Here is a 22,850-nt window from a genome sequence, read left to right as displayed (position 1 = left end):
ATTTAAGCTGCTTGAATCATCTCCTTTTCGGAGAGTACTTTAGCTATGCGATCACACGCGAGTTTCGAACCGTTATAGACTAATTGTGTCAAATCAAAATGTACTTTTGCTCGTTTTCCTGTACGGTAACGAACATTATTTAATTGGAAGAATTCTTTAAGATAAGCGATGACGCGTTCGACTGCACTTCTTTGCTTGTAAAGATTTTTCCAAGCTTTTGAACCACGGGCTGGCGCTGTATAGCGACGTAGATCCGTCGTGATTTTCACTTTATAGACTTTCTGACAGAGCGTATCTTCTGCTAGCGGACAGTCTTTACACTCTTTTGGACGTGTATACTTTAGTGTCTCGTAAGTTGGGTCATAACTATCATACCGATATGAATGTTCGCGAACACAGGTAGGGGCAAAATACTTATCAAAGCCTACTGGTTCTGATTCATTCTTCTTGTTATAAGCAATAATGGACTGGGCACGGATCCGATAGATTTGTTCATAAATAGCGGGATAATCGTAACCTGCATCCAGTGTACTGTAAGAGATCGGAAGGATAGAAAGACGCTCATGAATGCCTTTTAATAAAGGGATTGCCGCTTTTCCATCATTTAGATTACCAGATGAGAATAGAGATTGAAGAATGTACTGACTTTTGGTTCCAACGGCTAAATGTCCTTTATATCCAAACCAATAAGCATTCTTTCCTTCACTATTTTTCTTAATGCCCCATTTAGGATCAGTTGGAACGGACGATCGTAATTCATTTAAAGGCGTATCAAGCTGAGCTTCAATGGGTTTCTCAAAAACTGACAGAGCTGCTTCGCGTTCAGCCTGTTCTTGAACCCATTTCTCTTGTTCTTCTTTTGATTTACGCCCACGTTTTTTGGGTTCTGGTTTCGCTTTTTCTACTTTCGCTGGCGCTTGATCACGAGCTTCAATATGAGTCGCATCGATGGCAATGGTGTCGTCCATGACAAATCCTTCAATGATGGCTTGAAGAATCTGCGTTTCTTGAACACGTTCTAAAACATCTGATTCTTCTAATTTTGTGAGCATTCTTGAATAAGATGCTTCAGATGGAATCGCATCAGAAAGAAGGAATCCACAATCTAAACGGAACATGTAGTCATTCTTTAAACGTTTAATAAGATCTTTAATCGTAGGAATTCGTTCAAGAATTCTAGCTGTAAGTGAGTAAATCATCGCTGCGTAGTTTAGCTGAACAGGAGCACCATAAAGGGTTTTTTTCGATACAACAGCTAGAATCGGATCAACCTCAATTGTCGAAAATACCGCTTCAAAACGGTGGGTAGGTTCTAACTCATATAAATCTTGCAGGGCAAATAGGCTTCCTGAATAGGTTACACTTAGTTGGACAGTTTCGTTAAGGTCATATACACTTGATTCAAATAAACTCTGAGGAGAATCAAACATGACCAAGCGTCCGAGAAGAAGCTATACAAAAGAATTTAAGGATCAAATCGTTCAACTTCATGTTTCTGGCAAGCCCCGTGCAGAAATTATCAAAGAATACGAGCTGACGCCTTCTGCCTTTGATAAGTGGGTTCGGCAGCACCAGAACAGTGGATCCTTTGAAGAAAAAGACAACCGTACACCCGAACAGGAAGAGTTGATTCGGCTGCGGAAAGAGAATCAAAAGCTTGCCATGGAGAATGATATTTTAAAGCAAGCCGCGCTGATCATGGGACGAAAGTAGATGTGATTCGGAACAACCGCCACAAATACTCGGTATCAGCAATGTGCGATGTCCTGCAAATGGCCCGAAGTACGTACTATTATGAAGCAAAAATTCGAGACGACCAGGATGAAGAGTTGTCGGAACTGATCGTTGATATTTTTAAGAACAGCCGTGATAACTACGGCCAAAGAAAGATTAAAATTGAGCTAAGAAAGAAAGGCTGGACTGTATCAAGACGCCGTATTGGGCGGATTATGAAGGAGCAGGGCCTGGTTTCCAAATATACAGTAGCTCAGTTTAAACCAGCAAAAACAAGCTGTAATGAATCAGAAATTGGGAATACACTAAACCGGGAGTTTAATCAGGAGCAAGAACTGAAAGTCGTTGTCAGTGATCTAACCTACGTACGTGTTCAACAGAAATGGCATTATATTTGTGTATTAGTAGATTTATATAATCGTGAAATTATTGGCTACAGCGCAGGTCCTCATAAAAGTGCTGAGTTAGTTCAACGTGCCTTTGCATCGGTTAAATACAATCTTCAGCGCCTCGAATTATTCCACACGGACAGAGGAAGTGAGTTTAAGAACAAACTTATCGATCAGGCATTAGAAACCTTTGGCATTGAGCGTTCATTGAGTGAGAAAGGAACGCCCTATGATAACGCCGTCGCAGAAGCCACATTTAAGACGATCAAAACAGAGTTCGTTCGTGGTGCGGTTTTTTCTAGCCAACAGGAACTTGACCTTGAACTTTTTGACTACGTTCACTGGTTCAATACTATTCGAATTCATGGATCATTAGATTACTTAACACCGACTGAATACAAGTTAATGAACCTTTAAATAATTGTCCGATTTAGTGTTGACATTCCATCCTTGTCGTATAATAGTCATAAGGGAGTCTTCCTCCAGTCGTTAGTTTTGTGTGGTAACTTACTAATTCGACTTTTGGGGAGGTACTCCTTTTTTCGTGTCTTAAAAGCCTTACGAGACTAAGGGTTCAAATTATGAAATTTACTCAAATAAAAAAGACTTCAAATATAATTGAAGCCTTTACCTTACCTTATATGAACTATATTAAGATTATTATATAACCTCTTTTAACTCCGTTATCGCCTCTCCAACTTGTTTTAATTCCTCAAGCATGGTATGGCTTGTCCATTCGGAATCCAAAATTTCCTCTAATATAAGAAGAAGAACTTCCTTAGCATCCGATGTTAACGTCTTACCTTTGTATATAATTTCATTTGAATAGAACAACTCTTCCATTGTCACACTCTGTTTATTCTTTTTTAATTCATTACCTATTAACTCAATCACATCAACTTTTAAAGCTTCTGCCAATTGCATTATGATCGTGAAACTTGGTCTATTTCTATTTCCCTGCTCTAAGCGGTGAATATACGAGGCATTCACATTTGATAATTTTGCTAACTGTTGCAACGAATATCCCTTTTCTAATCGTAATTTTTTTAGCTTTGCCCCAAAACTATTCAATTTTCTTTCCTTCATATCCCTCAACCCTTTCTGCAATTTCCATTAAGGAATCCTGTTTATTTCGTTCTCTTTATTTTAGATTCGATAAAGCGGTTTATAACTACACTTCTGCTATACTTTTATTTTTTGCCTACCATGTTTTATACTTCATAAAAGATATTGACAATAGGCAAAAAATTATTTACTATAATCTTGTATTTTTTATATAGCACATATTTTTTGATAGAAGTTAGACTGTTTTACTTAGATTTTTGAACAATAGAATAGGTACATCTGTATCGAGGGGGTGAAGTATGTCCTCTTGACCGATTGCCTATATTTTCTAATTGTTCGTCTAAGTAAAACAGTCTTTTTTTGTTGCTCTTCATCAATCATATGGACTTCTTTTCACATATTCTTACATTCGTTCTTTTACTTAGGTTAGTGACACTTTTTCCTCGTCATTAACCAAATCCCCATTTTTCTACGAAAGGAAGATCCTCAATGAAAGTAACCCCTATTCATGACTTTAATCAAGAAATCGAAGAGCAATTACTAATTGGAAAAGAGCTTGAAAAGTACAATGCAAAAAAGTTCCTTAACCTACTATCTGACATGGTTGTTAAATATGAACCTACTATTTATGAAAAATTTGATAATAATAAAATAGGAGCGTGATTGATTTATGCCAAAAGCAGTTGGATATGTTCGAGTTAGCACAGATAAACAGTTGGATAATACGTCCATAGAGAAACAAATAGAGGAAATTGAAAAATATTGTGAGAGAGAGGGATTAACACTTGTTCAAATCTATAACGAAGGAGCAAAATCTGCTGAAAATATTCGTTATCGTTCAGTTTTTAAACAAATGTATGCGGATGTCCTTGATAAAGAAAGTAATATTGACTATGTTATCGTATTCAAGGCTGATCGTATTTCTCGTGACAATTTAGAATCGCTTTATATTTTCAAACGGTTAACACAAGCTAAAAAGCACCTCATATGTTTGGCAGACAACATTGATACAAGGGATCCGAAAGCAAAACTTCTATATCAAATCATGTCATTAGTGTCTGAATTAGAAAGAGATATGATTAAATTAAGGACAACATCTGGGATGGAAAGAAGAGCAACAGAAGGTAAGCATAATGGTGGAAAAGTATTTGGATACACCACTAAAAATAAGGAACTTAAAGTCGTTCCAGAAGAAGCAAAAGTTGTAAAATTTATCTTTAAAAAGTATGCCATAGACCAATGGGGATATAGAAAAATCGCTTCACACTTAAACGTTTTAGGTAAAACTACGAAAAATAATAAACATTGGTCTATTACTGCTGTAAAAACGATATTAACAAATCGAATTTACATTGGTGATATTAAATGGAGAAACGAATATCGCAAAGGCAAACATTCAGCCATTATCGATATGGAGTTATGGGAACAAACACAAAAGATGTTAAAGGTGAATAGCCACATTCAAGAAAAAGTTCATCCTGGTAATTATCCGCTATCTGGACTAATTAAATGTCCTGAATGTGGAGCACCTATGGTACAAGGTAACAGTAGTCCAAAGTATAAATATTACCAATGCTCTAAAAATAAAAACAGCGGTAAAAAGGCTTGTTCATCTAATCTCGTTAAAAAAGAGTATGCTGAACATTATGTTTACGAGCAAGTGTTTTACTCTCTTAAATCAATCAACATTGTAGAACCTTTACTCAAAATGCTTCATTCTTTTGCTATGAGTGAAATTGAACCGCTTGAAGAAAAAATAAAAGCATATCAATTAGAGTTACGTCAGTTAAAGGAGAAAAGAAAAGAGCTTATCAGTTGGAAACTGAAAGATATAATTACCGAAGTTATATTAAAAGAAGAAATGCACGATATTCAAATCCAGGAAAATTTAACTCTTAAACACATTGATAATTTACAGCAACAAATCCGACTTAGAGACAAAACTCACCTTTCAAGTATCATTAAAAATTCATTTCAAGATTTTAAAACCTTTTTTGACCTAATTGAGGACGAAGATAAAAAGAAAATACTACGCTCGCTTATAAAGGAAATTCATGTTAACCCTGGAGAGAAGACGAAAGATAGAACTATTAAAGAAATCATTTATGCTTTCGATTTAGAATATTTAAGCCAAGTAATCTAAGAGAACGGGAACACCCTTTCTCTTTTTTTGTTTGCATTGTAAAATAATGAGTTGAAAGGAGGAATTTTAAATGAAAGAAGTATTACGTGTAGCAATTTATGTCAGAGTGAGTACAGAAGAACAAGCAACAGAAGGTTATAGTATTACAGCACAGCTACGTACACTAAGACAATATGCAAGCTTATATGAATATGAGATTGTAAACGAATATGTTGATGAAGGACTGAGTGGGAAAAATATTCAAGGCAGACCTGCGTTGCAACGACTAATTGCTGATGCAGAGAAAGAATTGTTTGACATCGTTCTCGTTTGGAAAATTTCTCGCCTATCACGCAACATGTTGGACACTCTTGTACTATTAGATAAATTTGAAAATCATAATATCAAGTTTGTCTCGTACTCTGAGAATTTTGACACCAGCACCCCCATCGGTAGACTCGTTGTACAATTGATGGCTTCTATCGCTGAAATGGAAAGAAACACACTATCGGAAAATGTCAAATTGGGTATGAAGCAAAGGGCATTAGAAGGTAGCTGGAACGGTGGAATTGTATACGGTTATGACTCTAACGACAAAGAACTGATTGTTAATGAAGATGAGGCGAATGTAGTCCAGCTAATTTTCAAGCTCTATGCTGAAGGTAAGGGATTAAAAGCAGTAACAAACTATTTAAACAAGGCTGGATATAGAACTAAACGTGGTAAGCATTTCTCTATCAATGGTATTGCAACCATCTTAGATAATCCCCTGTATAGGGGGAAAATCCGTTGGCTTCAGGTTGAAAATTGGGATAAAAAGCGTAGAAAAGGCAAGAATCCAAACTACATTCTTACCGATGGCAATCATGAAGCTATTATTTCAGAGGAACTATGGAATATTGTTCAAAACAGAAGAAAAAGCCGATCATTTAAACAACGACAATCACATGAGCCTTTCTTATTAAGTAGTATCCTTAGATGCCCTTCTTGCGGTCAAGGAATGGTTCCTTCGATTACAACATCTACACGTAAAAACGGTACAAAAGTAAAGCACCGTTACTACGTTTGCTCTAATTTTCATAACAAAGGATCATCAGCTTGTAAAGCCAACTCGATCAAAGCTTTTGATGCTGAGGATACTGTTATAAAACGGATAGAAGGTTTTATCAATAATCATGATGGCTTCATTCAAGCAATCCAAAAGATAAACTCTTATTCGATTGAATCATTAAATAATCTAAGAACAGAATTAGACAAGGTTGAATATGAGCTAAATGAAACAAATAAGTTGCAAGAAAAATATTTAGAAGCATTTGAACAAAATCTATTTCCTGCCACTATCCTACAAGAACGACTACAAAAGGTTGCAAATGATAAAGCAAAATTAGAGCAAAAGAAAAATGAACTTAGCACAAAACTAAATTCATCGGATTCTAAAGTGATCCAACCTGAATTGGTGCGAATCTTATTAGAACAATTTCTTGATTGCTATAAAAGTTCAACAAGAGAAAAGAAAAAGCAACTGCTTCAGCTACTATTAGCAGAAATTCAAATTAAGCAACGTACAGATAGTCGATCACGTACTATAGATACGATTAAAATTGAATTTGACTTTTCTGTTTACAATCAAACGAAGACATTTACACTTATCCACATGTTGAACTATAAAACGAATAATGATTATTCACAAACATTACCCGCTTCCGATAACAAAGTACCACCTTATCTTCAACTTTTTTTGCCTCTATTTGTGGTACGGTTCCCCCCTATTAATCCGAAACGCCCGATACACCTGCTCCAACAAGATCAACCGCATGAGCTGATGAGGGAAGGTCATCTTCGAAAAGGAGAGCTTTTCGTCCGCTCGCTTGAGGACGGCGTCGCTGAGGCCGAGGGAGCCGCCGATGACGAAGGCTACCTTGCTCTTTCCATAAGTGGCGAGTCTATCCATTGTATCGGCTAATTCTTCTGAACTTTTCATGCTTCCTTCGATGGCTAGGGCAATCACATGGGTGTCGGGGTGGAGTTTGGCGAGGATGCGCTCGCCTTCTTTTTGTTTGACGTGTTCCATTTCGGTGTTGCTGAGCTGCTCGGGGGCTTTTTCGTCGGGGACTTCGATGAGCTCGATCTTGGCGTAGGCGCCGAGGCGTTTCGTGTATTCGGCGATTCCTTGCTTTAAGTATTTTTCTTTTAATTTTCCAACTGAAATAATCGAAATATTCACAGTGTATAACCTCTTTTGCACAGTTTTCCACAGGAGTTATCCACATATCAACATGTGGATGTGTAAGTTATTCAGATATGCTATAAATGGCGTTGTTTTTACAGAAGGCGCATGTTGTGAATAATTGCTCGTCTTCTGTTAATTGATTGATGATTGGGGCTGTTTCTTTTTCGTCGATGATGATTTCCATTGCGAGTTCTACGTGTTCAAGGCAAGTGTTGTACATGTCTTCTCCGCTCCTTTTCGTCACGTGTTTATTATAGCATACCCTGTTAACGTGCTGTGGATAAGTTTGTTTTTTGACTGGATGCTCGTGTTGTGTGGATGTCGTTCTTTTTAACATTTTGGCTGTGGATTTTTTATACCATGGTACGTTTGAGGGCAATCCACGATGGATCAAAAAGGAGAGATAAAGAAGGAATTTTTTGCCCAATCCCTCCAAAAGGTACATTAAGAAGTACCTCTTAGAACTTTATTGGTTTAAAAGATACTTTTATTCCTAATGTGACTCGAATGAGGCGTGGGTTACTGCTTCTATTATAGCTTTGGACTGAGCTAATTCTTGAATAATCTCGTCCATGTTAATCATCTCTTGACTACTAATTAGTATGAATTTACAATTTTTGAGCATACATATAATTAACTCAAACTTCGCAGACTGAGATCGATAAATAAGCCTTGATATGGTTAGGCAGACCATCAATCCATTGCTGAAGTTGACTTTTGATTAATTTTTGAATCATTTTATTTGACTTTGTTAGGGTATCTTCAAGAAGCTCGATTAATTGCTGTAATGCGACAGCCCAATCAAGATCGTTTACTTCATCGCAAAGTTCATAGAAGAGTCCACCTATTGTACGTTGATCTGTGTTACAACGATTTTGCCAGGACAAGACAATATACCGTGAAAACACCATCGTTGTATGACTGACAAGTAGATCATAGGACATTCCTTGAAATTCTTTTTGAAGCTTTAATAGCGATTTAGTCGTCTTAAAGAAGACCTCGATATCCCAACGCATTCCATAAATACGTACGATTTCTTGTTCAGACAGCGTACAATCGGTGCTGAGAATGGCCAGCCATTCGCTCTTTTTATTACGATTTTGTACAAATACTACTTTCACTGGAATGCCATTTGCCATCGTTGTATGAATGGATCGCAAAATGCCTTTCTGTTTTGAGACAGGTGTGGCAACCCTGTACAATTCTTTCAAAGATAGCTTTTGATTGTTCACCAAATAGCGTTGATTGGTTGCCTTGACCATTCCAATGACATCAAGACCGATGTCAACGATGGATTTGATGAGGGGCTGCTGAGTAAACCATGTATCCATTAACACATAGTTTGCTGAAATACCTGCATCCAGTGCTCTCTTAACCATGCTTGGAATGATGGAAGGAGCTGATTCTAATGCTTCTATTCGCCGTTTATATCCAGAACTGCGTTTATCAATGTTCTCGGATATTCCGTTAATTTGGGCGTTTTTTGAGCTTAACAAAGTAAAGTCTAAGGGCATAAAGGTAAACCCATCAGACCAACCAAGCGTAAGCATACGAAACCCTTTATAGAAACGCTTCTTCAATGAAGAATGGTCCATACAACGAGCAAGAAGCTCAACCTTTTTACTACGGTTGCGATCAAACATAGAATCGTCGATAATTAATGCTTTTGGACGTTTTTCATCTGTAAGCCCATCGACTTTTTGAACCGCATGAGCACTTAAAAACGTTAGAAAACGGCGCCAAGCAAACTTAGAATGATTCATAAAGCGATAAACGGCGTCCTTAGCTGGATAACTGTCACCCTTCTTTGATTTTAATAGGGTATACCAACTCTTATGATGAAAGATTAAGCAGAAAATTAGTTGAAACAAATAGGAAGCTGTGAAGCCAAACTTCTTTGTTATTCTAGCTTTTCTAAGATGCTTAAAAATTTCTAATTCGCTAAATACGGATTTTAATTCTTTTGATAGTTGATTGTTTTGGTTATTTTGCTCTATCATATAGGAGACACCTCTTCTGTGTGGTAGTGATTTCTAGACAATCTCACTATACCAAGAATGAGGTGTTTTTTGTATTGATTAAGCATCGTGTCAAGGATCGTATTTAAAGATAAAAGAACCAAACAAAACCAATGGCTGTACCTAATTATTTAGGTGCGAAGTTTGAGTTACTAATTAAACAATTGCTGTCTCCCACTCTTTCTTACTAAGAAGAAACTCCAGACCTGTTGTAAACCTTAACTGACATTAACTTATTTTAACTTAGTGAAAGCTGCCTTGTAGTACTATATCTTCAACAAAAAAAGCGCCGATCCTTCCTTGGATAAACCCTTCTCTTTTGGTATCAGCACTAAATTTCCTTTGTAACAAGAAAGTAGAGGATTAAAAATAGCATGACGCTGATTCTAAGATAACAAAGAAAGTATGTGATCCATTTTATGAACTTCTAATGTAATAGAAATGATACGCTGAATGGATTTTCTGTAGGCTCGAATTTAGGACACGTTCAACCTCCTGACAATCCTTGGACGAAATGTGTCATAAAAATGAAAGTTCCCTAGACTTCATGAAAATTTAACATACGCTCGATACACTTTATTGTGACAATCGGTATAATGACATAAGGAACATTGTGAAGATATGAGCAAAGTTTTTGCGTTGAGAAATAAAGTAGGGGGGAAAGGTATGTTTTTTGACGATCCTGTCTTAATGAGTCGATTATTAACCATTCTTACGCTTTCCTTTCACATTTTTTATGCAACGATCGGTGTAGGATTGCCATTCATGATTATTATTTTTCATTGGCTTGGAATTAAGAAAAATGATCTACACTACATTCTGATGGCGCGGAGACTGGCCAAAGGCTTTGTTGTGACCGTGGCCGTCGGGGTTGTGACCGGTACGGCGATCGGGCTGCAGCTTGCTCTATTGTGGCCGAATTTTATGCAGCTTGCAGGACATATTATTGCGCTTCCGCTCTTTATGGAAGTTTTCGCGTTCTTTTTCGAAGCAATCTTCCTCGGAATTTATTTATATACGTGGGATCGTTTTGACAATCAGAAAAAACATTTGTTGTTGCTGATTCCGGTTGCGGTTGGAGGGGCTTTGTCAGCGTTTTTCATTACGGTCGTGAACGCCTTTATGAATTCTCCAAGTGGTATTGAATTGGTCAATGGCGAGCTAGCCAACATGAATCCGTTACTGGCAATGTTGACGGTGTCGATGCCGACGAAGGTGACGCACGTCTTGGCAACAGCGTATATGACGGTCGCCTTTACGCTTGCAGCCATTGCCGCGTTTCGTCTAATGAAAGGGAGCGAGACGTCGTACTATAAAAAATCACTTAACGTGAGCATGAAGATCGGTTTTATCTTTGCGATTGCCTCGGCGATCATTGGGGACTTCTCGGGTAAGTATTTGGCTGAACATCAGCCGGAAAAATTAGCAGCAGCGGAGTGGCACTTTGAAACCGAAGAACGGGCCCCGCTCATCCTTTGGGGGATTCTCGGTGAGGACCATGAAGTGAAGTACGGGATTGAGATTCCTTATGCGTTAAGTATTTTGGCCCATAGTGACCCAAACGCAGAAGTGATTGGGCTTAACGAGTTTCCCGAGGAGTATCAGCCGCCGCTCATCATTCATTATTTCTTTGACATGATGATTACGATCGGAATGTTCATGCTAGCGTTGTCGTTTGTCTTTTTAGTGGCAAGATGGAGAAACTGGTCGTTCGTGGATAAAAACGGGTATAGATGGCTGATTGTGATGGGGGCACCCTTGTCCTTTCTTGCGATTCAAGCCGGGTGGTGGATGGCCGAGGTCGGACGCCAGCCTTGGATTTTACGTGGCATCATGACGGTTGATGAAGCGGCGACGACGGCTGCGTACGTAGATGTTGTGTTTATCGGCTTTGTCCTTCTCTATCTCATTCTCGGTATCGGGACAATCGTAGTGCTCCGGCGCATGTTCCGGAAGCGATCGATCGAGGAAGATCTTGCGTATTATTCGGGAGGGGATGAGCGATGGGCTTAGAATTAATTGGCATTACAGTGTTATGGCTTTTTCTCTTTCTCTATGTGATTGTCGGGTCGATCGACTATGGAGCGGGTGTGTTTAACGCCCATAGCATTCTTACAAATAAGCAGCACATTTTAAGTAAAGTGATTCAACGGTATCTTTCACCGGTCTGGGAAGTGACGAATGTCTTTTTCGTGTTTTTTGTAGTCGGGATCATCGGCTTCTTCCCAGATAGTGCCTTTTACTTCGGATCAATTTTACTCATTCCGGCAAGTGTCTCGATCATTTTGCTTGCGTTACGAGGCTCTTACTATGCGTTCGAGTCTTATGGCGCAAAAGGTCATAAAGGGTACGCGTTCATGTATGGAGCAACGGGCATCTTTATTCCTGCCTCGCTCTCCGTCGTTTTAACGATTTCAGAGGGCGGCTTTGTTTCCTTTGAAAATGGGGTCCCAGTTCTTGACTACACGGCATTGTTGACGAGTCCACTCACATGGTCGATCGTCGTCTTAAGCCTTGTGGCCGTCCTTTACATTTCATCCGTCTTTCTCACTTGGTATGCTCATAAGACTGGTGACATGAAAGCAACGGCACTCATGCGAAAATATGCGATCATCTGGTCTGTGCCCCTCATTGTGGCGGCTGGTGGCATTATTTTTGAGCTTCGTAACCATAACATCGATCATTTTGAGAGCATCATGCAGCTATGGTGGATGTTTGCTATATCTTTTGTGCTTTGGGCGCTCACGCTTAGGCTGATTTGGTTGAAGCGACATTTCGGTGCAGCGGTTTGGCTAATGATTTTTCAATTTATGTTCGCCTTTTTTGGTTACGGCATTTCCCATTATCCGTACTTGCTATACCCGCACTTGACGATTTATGACGGGTTTACGAACGAGGCGATGGCCATCTCACTCATTGTCGTATTCATTCTTGGGATGCTTCTTTTGTTGCCGTCCCTCTATTTGCTCCTTCGTCTCTTCTTATTTGATAAAAAATACGTAAAAGGAAAAAGGGAGTGAGCAGATGTCATTTGATGATTTTCTGATTTTTGTCGCCCCGTTTATTGTCATTGTCGGAGCCATTGTGATGGCGTTTTATGTTGCGAGTAAAGATAAAACCGAGTAAACAGAAGCACCCAGCAGGATTTTCTCTGCTAGGTGCTTTTTTCGATTGCAAATAACTCACGCTCGAGCTCTTTCATTCTTCTAAAATATCCGTTCTGCTCCATAAGTTGTTCATACGTTCCGGTTTCGATGATTTTTCCTTGATCGACCACGAGAATCTGATCCATGTCTTCCAGTCCGGTTAAGCGGTGACTGATGAAGAGCACTGTGGCGTCCTTTGCTTGGTTGAATAGTAATTGTAGCATGCGCTCTTCAGTCAATGCATCGAGAGAAGAGGTCGGCTCATCGAGAATCCAAAGGGTGGCATGACGGCGAAGAAGTAATCTTGCTATGGCGAGACGTTGCTTTTCACCACCCGATAAGTTGGCGCCTTTCTCGTCTACACGATCACCTAACTGGAGGTGGGACAGTTCAACTTGCTGTAGGGCGCGCGCCATTTCCTCTACACTCGCGTTCTCATTTGCGGTGCGAAGGTTTTCTTCAAGTGTCCCGACGAAAAAATGGTTGGATTGTAGGGACATGTTTATCGTTTTCCACCACTTTTTTTCATCGATGTGTTTGAGTTCGGTGCCGTTCACTGTAATCGAGCCTTTGCTGTACGGGAACGACTTCAAGATCAAGTGGGCGATCGTCGATTTGCCAGAGCCACTCGCCCCGATGATCGCGGTTTTACTGCCTGGCTTCACGTAAAATGACACGTCTTGAAGCGCAGGGCGTTGCTCTCCATCAAACGTAAAGGTGACACGTTGCAACGAAAGGTCGGGAGCGGTTTGACCGTTGTAGTCCACATGCTCTGGTTGTTCCATCGGCTCTGCCGTTATAGCTTCGAGGCGTTTGGCCGAATGGGCACTTTCTTGCAAATGATACGGGAGTAATGCCATCGGCGTGACTTGTTCAAAGACGGTGAGCGAGATCATGAGAAGCATGGCGAGTAAAATGCCTGCTAGGTTGCCGTCTACCACTTGAAGGCCAGCGTACGCAAGAACGGCAACGGAGACGAAAAGCGAGAAGAAATGAACGGTTGCATCGCTCCACATATGAATCGCTTGAGATTGTTGCTTTTGCTTTTCATACGTCCGAATGTCTGCGAGCACCTGTTCTTGACGTTCGTCCGTCGCTTGGTGAATCGTTAATTCTCGAAAGCCGTACACATATTCCGTAAAGGTAGATGACAGGTTTCCTCTCGTTTCACGGATGTGGTGATTCATCGCGCGGTGACCGACATAGAAAGCGGTCGGAATGATGAGGAGCGTTGCCAAAAGACCGATAAACAATAGAACAGCGGTACCGACTGAGAAGATCGACGTAAACGCAATAGTCGCAAGAAAAACGGAAACCATCACGACCGGTGGATAGACGACTCGAAGCAATAGGTTTTGTAAGGAATCCACATCCCCAACAATACGAGAAAGCAAGTCACCGCTCCGATAATGGTGTAAGATCTTTGAGGCGACGGGCTCAAGCTTTTCATACACTCGTAAGCGAATGTTGCTTAGGAGCGTAAATGTCGCTCGGTGGGAGAAGTACCGTTCGCCGTAACGACTGATGGCAGAAGTAATCCCGAGCAGTTTCACGATAGCGACGATGACCATGAGTGTGGCAATCGGGGGAGTGAGTGCGGCCTGTGAGATTAAATACCCGCTCGCAGAAAACAACCCGACGGCGGTAATGCCTGCCATAAACCCTGCAAAAATCGAAAGAAAGATGTCTTTTTTCTCTACGAACATCATCTTTACATACGGCATTAAAACCTTCATGCCCGTCTCCCTCCTTGCTGTGTCGTAATCATTTGTCGATAAAGTGAATCGTTCTCCCAAAGCGTTTCGTGGTTGCCGGTAGCTCGCACGCGCCCGTTCTCGAGTAAAACAATGACATCGGCTTTGCGAATCGTATACAGGCGGTGGGCGACGATGATTACGGTTGACTGTTGGTTGAGTTTTTCAAGTGATGTTTGAAGAATGGTCTCGGTTTCTAGATCCAGTCCGGCCGTCGGTTCATCAAATAGAACGACGTTTGGCTTTTTGTAAAATGCCCGTGCCATAAGCACCCGTTGGCGCTCACCACCGGACAATCCTCGTCCACCTTCGCCGATCACTGTATCCAGTCCTTCAGGTAATCCTTGAATCCATTCATACACACCAGCTTCTTTTGCCGCTTGAATGATGCTTTCCTCGTTTCTCGGTTTATCGGTACCGAGGACAATATTGTCACCGATCGTACCGGCAAAGAGATAGCCATCTTGAGAAATGAGGCTCATTTGCTTGAACCATGACGCCTTGTCGACAGTAACGCGTGGGTGGCCGTTTAGATCGTATTCACCAGAGTCTGGCGCGTTCAGACCGGCAAGCAAATGAAGCAAAGTTGATTTCCCTGAACCGGTGGCCCCGATGATCGCGATTTTTTCGTAAGGTCGAGCGATAAAGTCAATAGATGCTAAGGCAAAGCCTTCACCATATTGAAAATGAACGTTTTTCATTTGAAGCAAAGGCGGTTCTTGCTCGGAGAGGACGGTATGGCCCCACGGAATGTCTTCGACCGGCTCTTTGAGAAGAGCGTTCACCTTCTCAAGGGCGCCTTTGCTTGCTTTCCCTGAGTGAAAGGCGGAGCCGAGCTCTTTTAACTTTGTATACAGTTCCGGTGCTAAGACGAGCATTAAGAAGCCTGAAGCAAATATAGTGTCCTGCACGATTATCATACGGATGGCCACTTCGAGCGCAATGATTCCAATGCTAAGCATCGAAATGAATTCCAACGCCAAAGAGTTACTAAAGGCGATTTTCAAGACGTTCATCGTCGCCTCACGAAATTCAAGGCTTTTTTCCTTTATTCGTGAGCGTTGCTGCCTTGTCTGACCGAAAAATTTGATCGTATTTAATCCTTGCAGCGTATCTAAAAAGATGCCAGAAAAGTCGGCCATTTTCTCCATCTGTTCTTTCGATTTGTCTCCCGTACGCATCCCGATAATGATCATATAAACGAAAAGAAACGGCGCAGTCACGAGAATGATGACGCCAGAAGCCCAATGCTCCCAAAAAATCACAATTAGAAGGAGGATGGGAATGATAAGCGATTGAATCATCTGTGGTACGTATTGATTAAAATACGGCCCGGTTTCATCAACGGTATCGAGAAAGTAGCTCGTTGTTTCTCCGGTACGTGTTTTTGACGAAGACGTGAGTGATTTTTTGGTGAAATGACGCAATAGCTTAGCGCGCATATGAATTTTTGCATCTGTTGCAATACGATTTCCGATACGATCGATGATTAGCCGGCTAAAGGTTCGCGCGAATAACGCGGCGATTAACCCGATTAACAATGGAACCACGTCTTGAAACATAGCCGATTGCAAAAACAGCTGATCGATAATGGAGACGATCAAGTACGCTTGTATAATAATCGCTGCACCAGTCAAGAAGGTGAGCAACATCATGGCCAAAAGATTTGAGCGATATGGGGCGAGGATCTCTTTAATAGGAAGCCCTCCTCATGGTGGTCTTTCTTTCATTTTAAAGGTTCGATTGATGGTTTTACAAACGCAAGAAAGGGCGTTGGACCATCTTTCCGTATTCAGACACAATTTGATAACGTGATTGTCATAATCGCTTTGAGCATGGTGCTTCTAAATGAAACAATCAGAGAAAGGCTGTCCGATCAAGGATACGAAAGAAAAACCCCGTAGCAAGAATTTGCCCTATTGCTCATATAAATTTAGATAAAACTCTAAAGAATAAATGAAATGGGGAATGACATGATACAGGTAGCTGGAAGGCCGTTCTCTTTAGAAAGCACGACGGACTTCGGAAGGGTAGAAAGAGCCATCCTTCAACAAATGCTTGATTCTTCTGAATGGTTTTCTTATTCTTCCATGAATGAACTTCGGTTCGAATTGAACGTAAGAATCAACATTATGGAAAGCGCGAAAGAGATGAATGCGAGTCAGGTGACGTTTACCATCTTTGAACATGCGAGTTGTAACCCTGAATATTGGACGTTGACAAGTACTGGAGGATTTTTGGTAAGGTCCGATGTGCGCCCTTCTGATGCCATTCTAGACATTTATCGGAACGGCACCCTTTATGGATTTGAATGCGCGACTGCCATTATCATTATCTATTATCAGGCGATTTTAAAAAGCATTGGCCAACTTCGTTTTGATTCTATTTTCCAACACCTCTATTTATACAGCTGGCATACCCATCCTGGATTAGAGTTGCACACTTTCCATGCAGATCGTTTTTTGCCTGGGGATGTTGTGTATTTTAATAACCCAGATTTTCATCCAGACACACCATGGTTTCGCGGGGAAAACGCCGTTGTGTTGAGCGATGGAACGTTTTTTGGCCACGGATTTGGTATCATGACGGCGGAGCAGATGATACAATCGTTAAATTCGTATCGATTTCCGGGGAGTATGCAACCCGCATATTTAGCCAATTTAATCACAAGAATTTCTCCTCTAACGATTCGAAATCTTTTAACGCTACAAAGTGATCGCACGACCTATCATTATTCAAAAGCGGTCATACATCATAATCTTTGTTCCATCTCCAGCATGGATTATCAGTATTATTTGTTATCCCTCAACGGCTAATTCTTGCTAATGATTGTTGTTGTATAAAACAGTGACATTCACCCATTTAGTCAGTAGACAGGTTCATATTCTAACTAGGTGAGTATACTGTAGTGAAAATATACTAACCCAAAAGGAAGTGCTTAGAATATGTATCCTAACGCAAATGTATCTCCTATGATGGCAGGAGCAAATGTACCGCCAAACGTCCATCCTACGATGATGGCAGGAGCAAATGTCCCTCCTCCTATGGTGGCTGGCGTAATGGAGGAACCTATGCCCTATTATGCGGCTCCTGCTTTCGGATACGGAATGCCTGCTCCTCGTAAGCATGGCCACGGCTTTGTATTAATAGTAGTGTTGTTTATTCTATTAATCATTGTAGGCTCTAGTTTCCCTAAATGCTAATAGCAGTCTCCAAGAGGCCGGTTTCTCTCGATCAATTGGTGAATCGAGTACCGGCCTTTTTCTATTTCTGCTGAAATTAGTGCGGGAGCCGTCTTTTATGAGGCTGTGCGATTCTCCCACGCTGCCTGAAGCGTAAGGATCAGTAAAATTCTTTCCTTGCTACAACAACCTTAGGCTGTTTCTTTAACAGTATCAAGTCCTAAGAGGAAACTTCAAAAATCTAGCATTAAAGTTATTACTTGTACTAGAGATTTAAATGTTATGATAGTTCTTGTAATGGATAATTTGTGGGAGTGTGATCTTAATGGCACTTAGTGTTTATATTGCTATTGGCGCCATCGCTGGACTTTTTTTGGAGGAATGTGGGAAGGAATTACTGCACTTGTATTAATCTATATTGCTACCATTTTAACGAAAAAGTATGAAAAAAACTGAATTTAATGGATAGCCCCACAAGCGTGCGTGCTCTTTTTTCTGTATGGAAGGATGACGGAGAGAAGGGGCTGTATTAAAGGGCGCAATGGATTAAAGGTTTGGTGCTATGCGGCATACAAACCAATTATTGCGTCCATACAATCGTGAAAATAAAATTAAAAAAACAACAACTAAAAATATACGATCCTGTTGAAATTTTTGTGGATGGTGAGAAAATTGTCCTTCAAAAATACAAAGCAGCTCAAGAATGCGTTGTTACGGGTGAAGTAGCCCCAGAGAATTTCTCACTTCTTGATGGAAAACTAGTGCTCAGCTTGGAAGGTGCAGAAAGGTTGATGAAGGAACTCGAAGATTCCTTATCGGTGAAATATCCCTTTTTGAATGAAAAATGAAATGAGATCAATGAGTCACAAGAAAAAAGCAGGGCATGATGCCCTGCATGCTTTTTGTTATGTGCAGTTTGCAATAATGATGTTTATGTTGAAGAAGTCTAGAAGGGCCGTTTTTAAAGAACTAGAGAGACTCGATGAGACTTTATTGACAGCTTTATTTAAAGCTTTTGTTCTCGAAAATCCACCATAACGGTATTTATCGTACCATTTCTTAATTTCCTTTACAGCCTTAGCTGTACCACCTAACGCATCTAGAGCTTTTTTAACTTTTGTAATCTTAGCAAAAGGTATACCATTTAATAATAAAGCAGCTCCAACAGCCCCAATGCAACCGGGAACAGAAAATTGAGCTTGAAATCCAGCTTCATGGAATTGTAGTAATCCTTCGTCATCAATAGTAACAAAGTACTCTTCACTATAATTTGAAAGCCATTCAACTACAGCATCAGGACCTTCGTCAATTATTTCATAAGGCAGTTCTTCAATGGCTAGTAAGATATCGCTCATCACTTCAAAATCAGCTTCACTTTCAAGTTCAAACTCTTCCAGTACATCCTGGTCTACATCGGAGTCTAAATGTTCCTCGCTTGTGTCATTTGCACTGGCTAATGGAGCAGCAGCTACATTAAACATCATTACTGCAACTAAAAAACTAATCAATTTTTTCTTCATATTTGCAACCTCCTAAATAGAATAATAGAATAATAATATATTACCAAATATAGAGATATATATATACAAGGAGGAATAATATGATTTCCAAGAGAATTTTTACTATCACTGGAATAATAGGTCTTTTGTTGATTTCAGTATCAGCTAGACTCTTCGACGAGCTAGTTACAAGTATTGTAAGTGCTCTCGTAATTGGAACTTTAATTTTTATGAGAGTGTCTAAAAGAAAAGAAAAAAAGAAGTAATTAATTCTTTGAAAACAAATGAGGTGCGGAATGGAATAAAATAACTCTCCGCACCTTTTTATTATATTCAGAAATATCTGATAAATAACAATCAATCCTTGGTCTAGCTAGTCATTTTTTTTGAGAGAACCCCTCAGCTTTTCCGTGATTGGCTCGGTTATTTCAATATTGGCTGGCATTTTAACGTAGATGTTCCAAACGGCCTTTATGCAGTCAAACTATATGTTGGTGATTTCCTCGGAAGTGCACGCACAAACTTAGCAATCGAGGGGATAGACTACGGTGCAGTCAATGCACCTAGTCGAGGTTACACGGAATGGGTGATTCCAAATGTTGAAATTACAGATGGGCAAATGAATTTTCATTTTAGCGGATCAACGGGAATTGTCAACGGAGTCGAACTTACGCCGATTCTCGTCTCTCCTTCAAACATTGCTGTAACGGATCAATCGGTAGATGCGAACAACCCGTCTGTCACACTCTCTTGGGACGAGGCGATAGGGGCTCACTCGTATAACATCTATCGTCAAACGTCTGGATCTGAACAAGTAGAGTTGATTGATCATGTGAAAGAAACAGCCTTTACTGACACGACGGTTGACTTAGGCAACGTATATGATTACATGATCACAACCGTTGATAACGCAGGGACCGAATCGATAGCCTCTCTCCCAGTAACGGTTGAAATGATCGGCGAATCACAACCTGATACTACGCCACCCACGACGACTCATCACATTGGCCAGGAACTAAGAAATGGCTGGTATAACAGCACTGTGATGATCGAACTTGAACCAACGGATGCGGATTCGGGTGTGACAGACACTTTCTATACTGTAAATAACGGTGAACAACAGTCTGGACAACTAATCGTACTTGAAGAAGAAGGCATCTATCACGTCTCTTACTGGAGTATGGACCATTCAGGAAATATAGAAGAAAAAAATCAGGTTGAGGTTTCGATCGATAAAACCGCTCCAACGATTACCTTTTCTATTGAACCTAATACGGTCTTTACGGTTGATCAAGAAGTACACCTCACATGTGCAATAGAGGATCAGTTATCAGGTGTCGATTCGTTCACATGTGAAGATACAACGAAATTCGCCTATGAGCTCGGTGTAGGGACTCATATGTTTACCGCAGCAGCAACGGATAAAGCAGGAAATCACATAAAAAAAACCATGGAGATCATCATTGAAGTGGACTTTGATAGTCTCGCATCATTAAGTCAACAATTTGTCGAGCTTCATAATGGTGAAGCTCATATTGTTGAAGGGTTGCAGAGCAAACTGGTAGCAGCAAAGAATGCGAATGAAAAAGGAAACACGCGAGCACGCGACAACCAGCTAAAGGCTTTTGTGAATCAAGTAAATAGTCAATCGGGAAAAGCATTTTCTAGCGAGCACGCGGAAATTCTTATTGATTTAGCGAAAGTATCAATGAAATAATCTTTAATCCCCAAGTAGTATGTTTGCTTGGGGATTTAGTCAGACGTGGGAGTTCAAGCTCTGAACCGCAAAGGCAGCAGATGCGGTTAGAGAAAACAAGGAGGATCAGAGTCTAAAGGTAGAAGCTGGCGAAAAAACGCGAATATGATAAGTCAAATTCCGCCCCTCCCGATCAGCCACGGTACCGACGCGGTCTCTAAATTAGACAGTCGTCCGTAACTTCTCGTGAACACGAACTCCAAAAGGGCTATTGCTCAGGGGTCAGGAGTTCGGGCCATATTCTAAATGAATGAAAAGCCATATAGCGCTTGGGCTATTTCTGTTCGTGTAGATGAAAGAGGATTACTCCTTAACTCTATCTGAAAAATGGGAATGAAGTAACGTCGTATGACGAAGTAGAGTTAAGCGACATTCCACCAAAAGCGAGGGAAATGTTAGAAGAATCGTATTAACGATGGTTGATCATTCCTTTTCCCAGCGTTCGGATTTAGCCGGTTGTATGCCGGCTTTTTTGTTATGAAGGCTCATTGAATCTACTCTGATTAAACGTTGTGGTAAGATCCTAGCTAAACCAAGGTGAAGGCTAAAAACTTTTGACGAGTCATGACCATCGTTAGCATAAAACTGCTAAAAAAATAGCCCAAAACACAAATGCCTTAGGCTAACGTTCTCGCTTCTTCTTATTTCGTAGGCGCGCCATCTTTTCTTTGATTCGTCTTTTAGCCTGAGCGGTCCCTTCGTCATCAATGCTGACAGAGGTAACCTGGTCGTTTTCGATAACGATCAGGAGGTGATCGCCTTCTTTTGCTGCAGGCGGTAGCGCTTCTTTAGGAATCACGAGCTCTTTTTCCTGCTCCCCAACTAAAAGAATCGCTTGTTGATCTTCGGCAATGCGATCTAAAACCGCTCGGTGTTCACCGTCATAAAGCATGACTTGTCCCTCCTTAATGCTCCGTTTGAATCGAGTACGTATGACCGTCCGTGGTGATAAGTACAGTTCCGTGAATATCAGTCCCAAATACATCGATGCCTCTTTCGTTTAAAAGCGATGTTACTTCACGGTGCGGGTGGCCGTACGAGTTGTCCTCACCTGCAGAGTAGATGGCCACTGTTGGCTCTATTTCATCAAGAAAGAATGGCTGGTTGGAAGTGCTGGAGCCATGGTGTGCCACTTTAAAAATATCGGCTTCAAGGTCGGTGCCTGAGGCGACCATCTCCTGTTCAGCCGCTTCTTCTGCATCTCCTGTCATGACGACTCGGACATCTCCATAGGTCAAGCGGAAGGCGATGGAATCATTATTTAAATCTCCCGTCAACTTCGTAGGGTTTACAATTTCAAAAAGAAAATCACCGCGCTCGTACACATCCCCAGCTCGTGGCTCGACTACCTCAGCCTCAGAATCTAATAAAGCGTCAATCACGTTCTCAAATGTTTTTGAGGTCGCCTCGTTACCGTCAATCCACACTTCTTCAGGTGAGTAGAGGCGGACAATCTCATCCGCATTCCCGATATGGTCGGCATGTGGGTGAGTTAAAATCAAAAGGTCGATCTGATCGATTTGTTGTTTTTCTAAGTGAGTGAAGATCGCGTCGCTATCGTGTCGTCCTGTATCGACGAGTACCGTATAGTTTTCACTGCGAATAAGCGTGCTATCCCCTTGGCCTACATCGAAAAAGGTAATTGTCGCTTCTCCACTAATAGGAGGGGCAACTACGTCTGTGCTTTGATCTTCTGATACAATCATATCAAGAATCTCGATGATTTCGTGCTCAAAATCACAGCCAGATAAGAGAACCAGTCCAAACAAGAAAGAAAAAAGAAATCGTTTCAAAAAAAGCACCTCGTTCTATTAGTCTACGAATAATGATTATATCATTTTATAATTATAAAAATCAGATCGTTTAAAGAAGATTTTAATTGTGGCTCTAGCATTAATAGAAGTTAAAAAGGGAGCCTAAGGTTGTGCAAAGCTCCCATCAGTTTTCCATTTATA

General features: G+C 40.7%; 20 protein-coding genes and 1 pseudogene. 11 read left to right on the top strand and 10 right to left on the bottom strand.

What is annotated here, in order from left to right; all coding sequences use genetic code 11:
• Positions 1-2 precede the first annotated feature (2 nt).
• Positions 3-1,430 carry an IS1182-like element IS662 family transposase gene (locus FED51_RS20340; RefSeq protein WP_233443864.1) on the bottom strand — a complete coding sequence of 476 codons (1,428 nt, stop codon included), beginning with the start codon at positions 1,428-1,430 and terminating at the stop codon, positions 3-5.
• Between FED51_RS20340 and FED51_RS20335 the strand changes: the two genes are divergently transcribed.
• Positions 1,429-2,540 (top strand): IS3-like element IS655 family transposase gene (locus tag FED51_RS20335; protein ID WP_134228893.1). Its coding sequence is split into 2 segments (ribosomal slippage): positions 1,429-1,678 and positions 1,678-2,540, totalling 1,113 coding nucleotides; the frame shifts between segments, so codons are not numbered across the junction. The two genes, FED51_RS20340 and FED51_RS20335, sit on opposite strands and share 2 nt — an antisense overlap.
• Before the next feature lie 243 nt (positions 2,541-2,783).
• Here FED51_RS20335 and FED51_RS20330 read toward each other — a convergent pair.
• Complete coding sequence (locus FED51_RS20330) at positions 2,784-3,209, bottom strand: helix-turn-helix domain-containing protein (RefSeq protein ID WP_138091000.1); 426 nt, start codon at positions 3,207-3,209, stop codon at positions 2,784-2,786.
• A 468-nt stretch (positions 3,210-3,677) separates the two neighbouring features.
• Here FED51_RS20330 and FED51_RS21250 point away from each other — a divergent pair, with 468 nt between their 5' ends.
• The 3 genes and pseudogenes from FED51_RS21250 to FED51_RS21475 all read left to right on the top strand — a co-directional run.
• Positions 3,678-3,851 carry a hypothetical protein gene (locus tag FED51_RS21250; RefSeq protein WP_175414343.1) on the top strand — a complete coding sequence of 58 codons (174 nt, stop codon included), beginning with the start codon at positions 3,678-3,680 and terminating at the stop codon, positions 3,849-3,851.
• Positions 3,852-3,858: 7 nt separating this feature from the next.
• Positions 3,859-5,331, top strand: coding sequence for a recombinase family protein (locus FED51_RS20325; protein WP_138090997.1), 1,473 nt, complete (start codon positions 3,859-3,861; stop codon positions 5,329-5,331).
• 70 nt (positions 5,332-5,401) lie between these two features.
• Positions 5,402-6,406, top strand: a pseudogene (locus FED51_RS21475) (recombinase family protein); the annotation flags it as partial.
• 648 nt (positions 6,407-7,054) lie between these two features.
• Here the strand turns inward: FED51_RS21475 and rlmH are convergent.
• The 3 genes from rlmH to FED51_RS20305 form a co-directional block, all read right to left on the bottom strand.
• Complete coding sequence (gene rlmH, locus FED51_RS20315; protein ID WP_053432383.1) at positions 7,055-7,534, bottom strand: 23S rRNA (pseudouridine(1915)-N(3))-methyltransferase RlmH; 480 nt, start codon at positions 7,532-7,534, stop codon at positions 7,055-7,057.
• Between the two features lie 67 nt (positions 7,535-7,601).
• Complete coding sequence (locus FED51_RS20310) at positions 7,602-7,760, bottom strand: CxxH/CxxC protein (protein ID WP_083445671.1); 159 nt, start codon at positions 7,758-7,760, stop codon at positions 7,602-7,604.
• A gap of 418 nt (positions 7,761-8,178) precedes the next feature.
• Positions 8,179-9,540 (bottom strand): IS4 family transposase, encoded by a 1,362-nt coding sequence (locus FED51_RS20305; RefSeq protein ID WP_053432296.1) that lies wholly within the window; start codon positions 9,538-9,540, stop codon positions 8,179-8,181.
• Positions 9,541-10,224: 684 nt separating this feature from the next.
• Between FED51_RS20305 and FED51_RS20300 the strand changes: the two genes are divergently transcribed.
• Genes FED51_RS20300 through cydS form a run of 3 tightly spaced genes read left to right on the top strand, consistent with a single transcriptional unit; the run spans position 10,225 to position 12,684 of the window.
• On the top strand, positions 10,225-11,571 hold the full coding sequence (locus FED51_RS20300; RefSeq protein ID WP_138090994.1) for a cytochrome ubiquinol oxidase subunit I: 1,347 nt from the start codon (positions 10,225-10,227) through the stop codon (positions 11,569-11,571).
• Positions 11,562-12,578 carry a cytochrome d ubiquinol oxidase subunit II gene (locus tag FED51_RS20295; RefSeq protein WP_010900098.1) on the top strand — a complete coding sequence of 339 codons (1,017 nt, stop codon included), beginning with the start codon at positions 11,562-11,564 and terminating at the stop codon, positions 12,576-12,578. Before FED51_RS20300 ends, FED51_RS20295 begins: the two co-directional genes overlap by 10 nt.
• 4 nt (positions 12,579-12,582) lie before the next feature.
• Positions 12,583-12,684 carry a cytochrome bd oxidase small subunit CydS family protein gene (gene cydS / locus FED51_RS21795; RefSeq protein ID WP_010900097.1) on the top strand — a complete coding sequence of 34 codons (102 nt, stop codon included), beginning with the start codon at positions 12,583-12,585 and terminating at the stop codon, positions 12,682-12,684.
• 28 nt (positions 12,685-12,712) lie between these two features.
• On the opposite strand, the gene cydC is transcribed toward cydS, so the two are convergent.
• Both cydC and cydD read right to left on the bottom strand, forming a co-directional pair.
• Positions 12,713-14,440 carry a thiol reductant ABC exporter subunit CydC gene (gene cydC, locus FED51_RS20290; RefSeq protein ID WP_053430090.1) on the bottom strand — a complete coding sequence of 576 codons (1,728 nt, stop codon included), beginning with the start codon at positions 14,438-14,440 and terminating at the stop codon, positions 12,713-12,715.
• Positions 14,437-16,119, bottom strand: coding sequence for a thiol reductant ABC exporter subunit CydD (gene cydD, locus FED51_RS20285; protein WP_276403786.1), 1,683 nt, complete (start codon positions 16,117-16,119; stop codon positions 14,437-14,439). Before cydD ends, cydC begins: the two co-directional genes overlap by 4 nt.
• A gap of 312 nt (positions 16,120-16,431) precedes the next feature.
• Here cydD and FED51_RS20280 point away from each other — a divergent pair, with 312 nt between their 5' ends.
• From FED51_RS20280 to FED51_RS20270, 3 genes are all read left to right on the top strand, one after another.
• A complete protein-coding gene (locus tag FED51_RS20280) occupies positions 16,432-17,274 on the top strand; it encodes a protein-glutamine gamma-glutamyltransferase (protein WP_041821017.1) in 843 nt (280 codons plus the stop codon).
• A gap of 129 nt (positions 17,275-17,403) precedes the next feature.
• Positions 17,404-17,661 (top strand): YjcZ family sporulation protein, encoded by a 258-nt coding sequence (locus FED51_RS21650; RefSeq protein WP_010900093.1) that lies wholly within the window; start codon positions 17,404-17,406, stop codon positions 17,659-17,661.
• 578 nt (positions 17,662-18,239) lie between these two features.
• The gene (locus tag FED51_RS20270) at positions 18,240-18,488 is read left to right on the top strand and encodes an AbrB family transcriptional regulator (protein WP_233443862.1); all 249 of its coding nucleotides are present in this window, start codon (positions 18,240-18,242) and stop codon (positions 18,486-18,488) included.
• 57 nt (positions 18,489-18,545) lie between these two features.
• On the opposite strand, the gene FED51_RS20265 is transcribed toward FED51_RS20270, so the two are convergent.
• A complete protein-coding gene (locus FED51_RS20265; protein WP_053430088.1) occupies positions 18,546-19,160 on the bottom strand; it encodes a hypothetical protein in 615 nt (204 codons plus the stop codon).
• A 565-nt stretch (positions 19,161-19,725) separates the two neighbouring features.
• Between FED51_RS20265 and FED51_RS20260 the strand changes: the two genes are divergently transcribed.
• Positions 19,726-20,856 (top strand): OmpL47-type beta-barrel domain-containing protein, encoded by a 1,131-nt coding sequence (locus FED51_RS20260; protein ID WP_138090991.1) that lies wholly within the window; start codon positions 19,726-19,728, stop codon positions 20,854-20,856.
• A gap of 661 nt (positions 20,857-21,517) precedes the next feature.
• Here the strand turns inward: FED51_RS20260 and FED51_RS20255 are convergent.
• Entirely contained in the window at positions 21,518-21,787 is a 270-nt protein-coding gene (locus FED51_RS20255; RefSeq protein WP_053430086.1) for a DUF3006 domain-containing protein, read from the bottom strand.
• A 13-nt stretch (positions 21,788-21,800) separates the two neighbouring features.
• A complete protein-coding gene (locus FED51_RS20250) occupies positions 21,801-22,697 on the bottom strand; it encodes a ComEC/Rec2 family competence protein (RefSeq protein WP_233443861.1) in 897 nt (298 codons plus the stop codon).
• Positions 22,698-22,850: the final 153 nt, after the last annotated feature.

The sequence above is a fragment of the Halalkalibacterium halodurans genome, from assembly GCF_005671335.1.
GTDB classification, from domain to species: Bacteria; Bacillota; Bacilli; order Bacillales; family Bacillaceae_D; genus Halalkalibacterium; species Halalkalibacterium halodurans.
This window is presented reverse-complemented; position numbering and strand designations above follow the sequence as displayed.

Bases quoted from the DNA above. Each gene is read 5' to 3' on its own strand.
- FED51_RS20300 (WP_138090994.1), top strand. From the start codon at position 10,225: ATGTTTTTTGACGATCCTGTCTTAATGAGTCGATTATTAACCATTCTT.
- FED51_RS21250 (WP_175414343.1), top strand. From the start codon at position 3,678: ATGAAAGTAACCCCTATTCATGACTTTAATCAAGAAATCGAAGAGCAA.
- FED51_RS20305 (WP_053432296.1), bottom strand. From the start codon at position 9,540: ATGATAGAGCAAAATAACCAAAACAATCAACTATCAAAAGAATTAAAA.
- FED51_RS20280 (WP_041821017.1), top strand. From the start codon at position 16,432: ATGATACAGGTAGCTGGAAGGCCGTTCTCTTTAGAAAGCACGACGGAC.
- FED51_RS20265 (WP_053430088.1), bottom strand. From the start codon at position 19,160: ATGAAGAAAAAATTGATTAGTTTTTTAGTTGCAGTAATGATGTTTAAT.
- FED51_RS20255 (WP_053430086.1), bottom strand. From the start codon at position 21,787: ATGCTTTATGACGGTGAACACCGAGCGGTTTTAGATCGCATTGCCGAA.
- FED51_RS20295 (WP_010900098.1), top strand. From the start codon at position 11,562: ATGGGCTTAGAATTAATTGGCATTACAGTGTTATGGCTTTTTCTCTTT.
- FED51_RS20340 (WP_233443864.1), bottom strand. From the start codon at position 1,430: ATGTTTGATTCTCCTCAGAGTTTATTTGAATCAAGTGTATATGACCTT.
- FED51_RS20330 (WP_138091000.1), bottom strand. From the start codon at position 3,209: ATGAAGGAAAGAAAATTGAATAGTTTTGGGGCAAAGCTAAAAAAATTA.
- FED51_RS21650 (WP_010900093.1), top strand. From the start codon at position 17,404: ATGTATCCTAACGCAAATGTATCTCCTATGATGGCAGGAGCAAATGTA.
- FED51_RS20325 (WP_138090997.1), top strand. From the start codon at position 3,859: ATGCCAAAAGCAGTTGGATATGTTCGAGTTAGCACAGATAAACAGTTG.
- cydS (WP_010900097.1), top strand. From the start codon at position 12,583: ATGTCATTTGATGATTTTCTGATTTTTGTCGCCCCGTTTATTGTCATT.
- cydC (WP_053430090.1), bottom strand. From the start codon at position 14,440: ATGAAGGTTTTAATGCCGTATGTAAAGATGATGTTCGTAGAGAAAAAA.
- FED51_RS20310 (WP_083445671.1), bottom strand. From the start codon at position 7,760: ATGTACAACACTTGCCTTGAACACGTAGAACTCGCAATGGAAATCATC.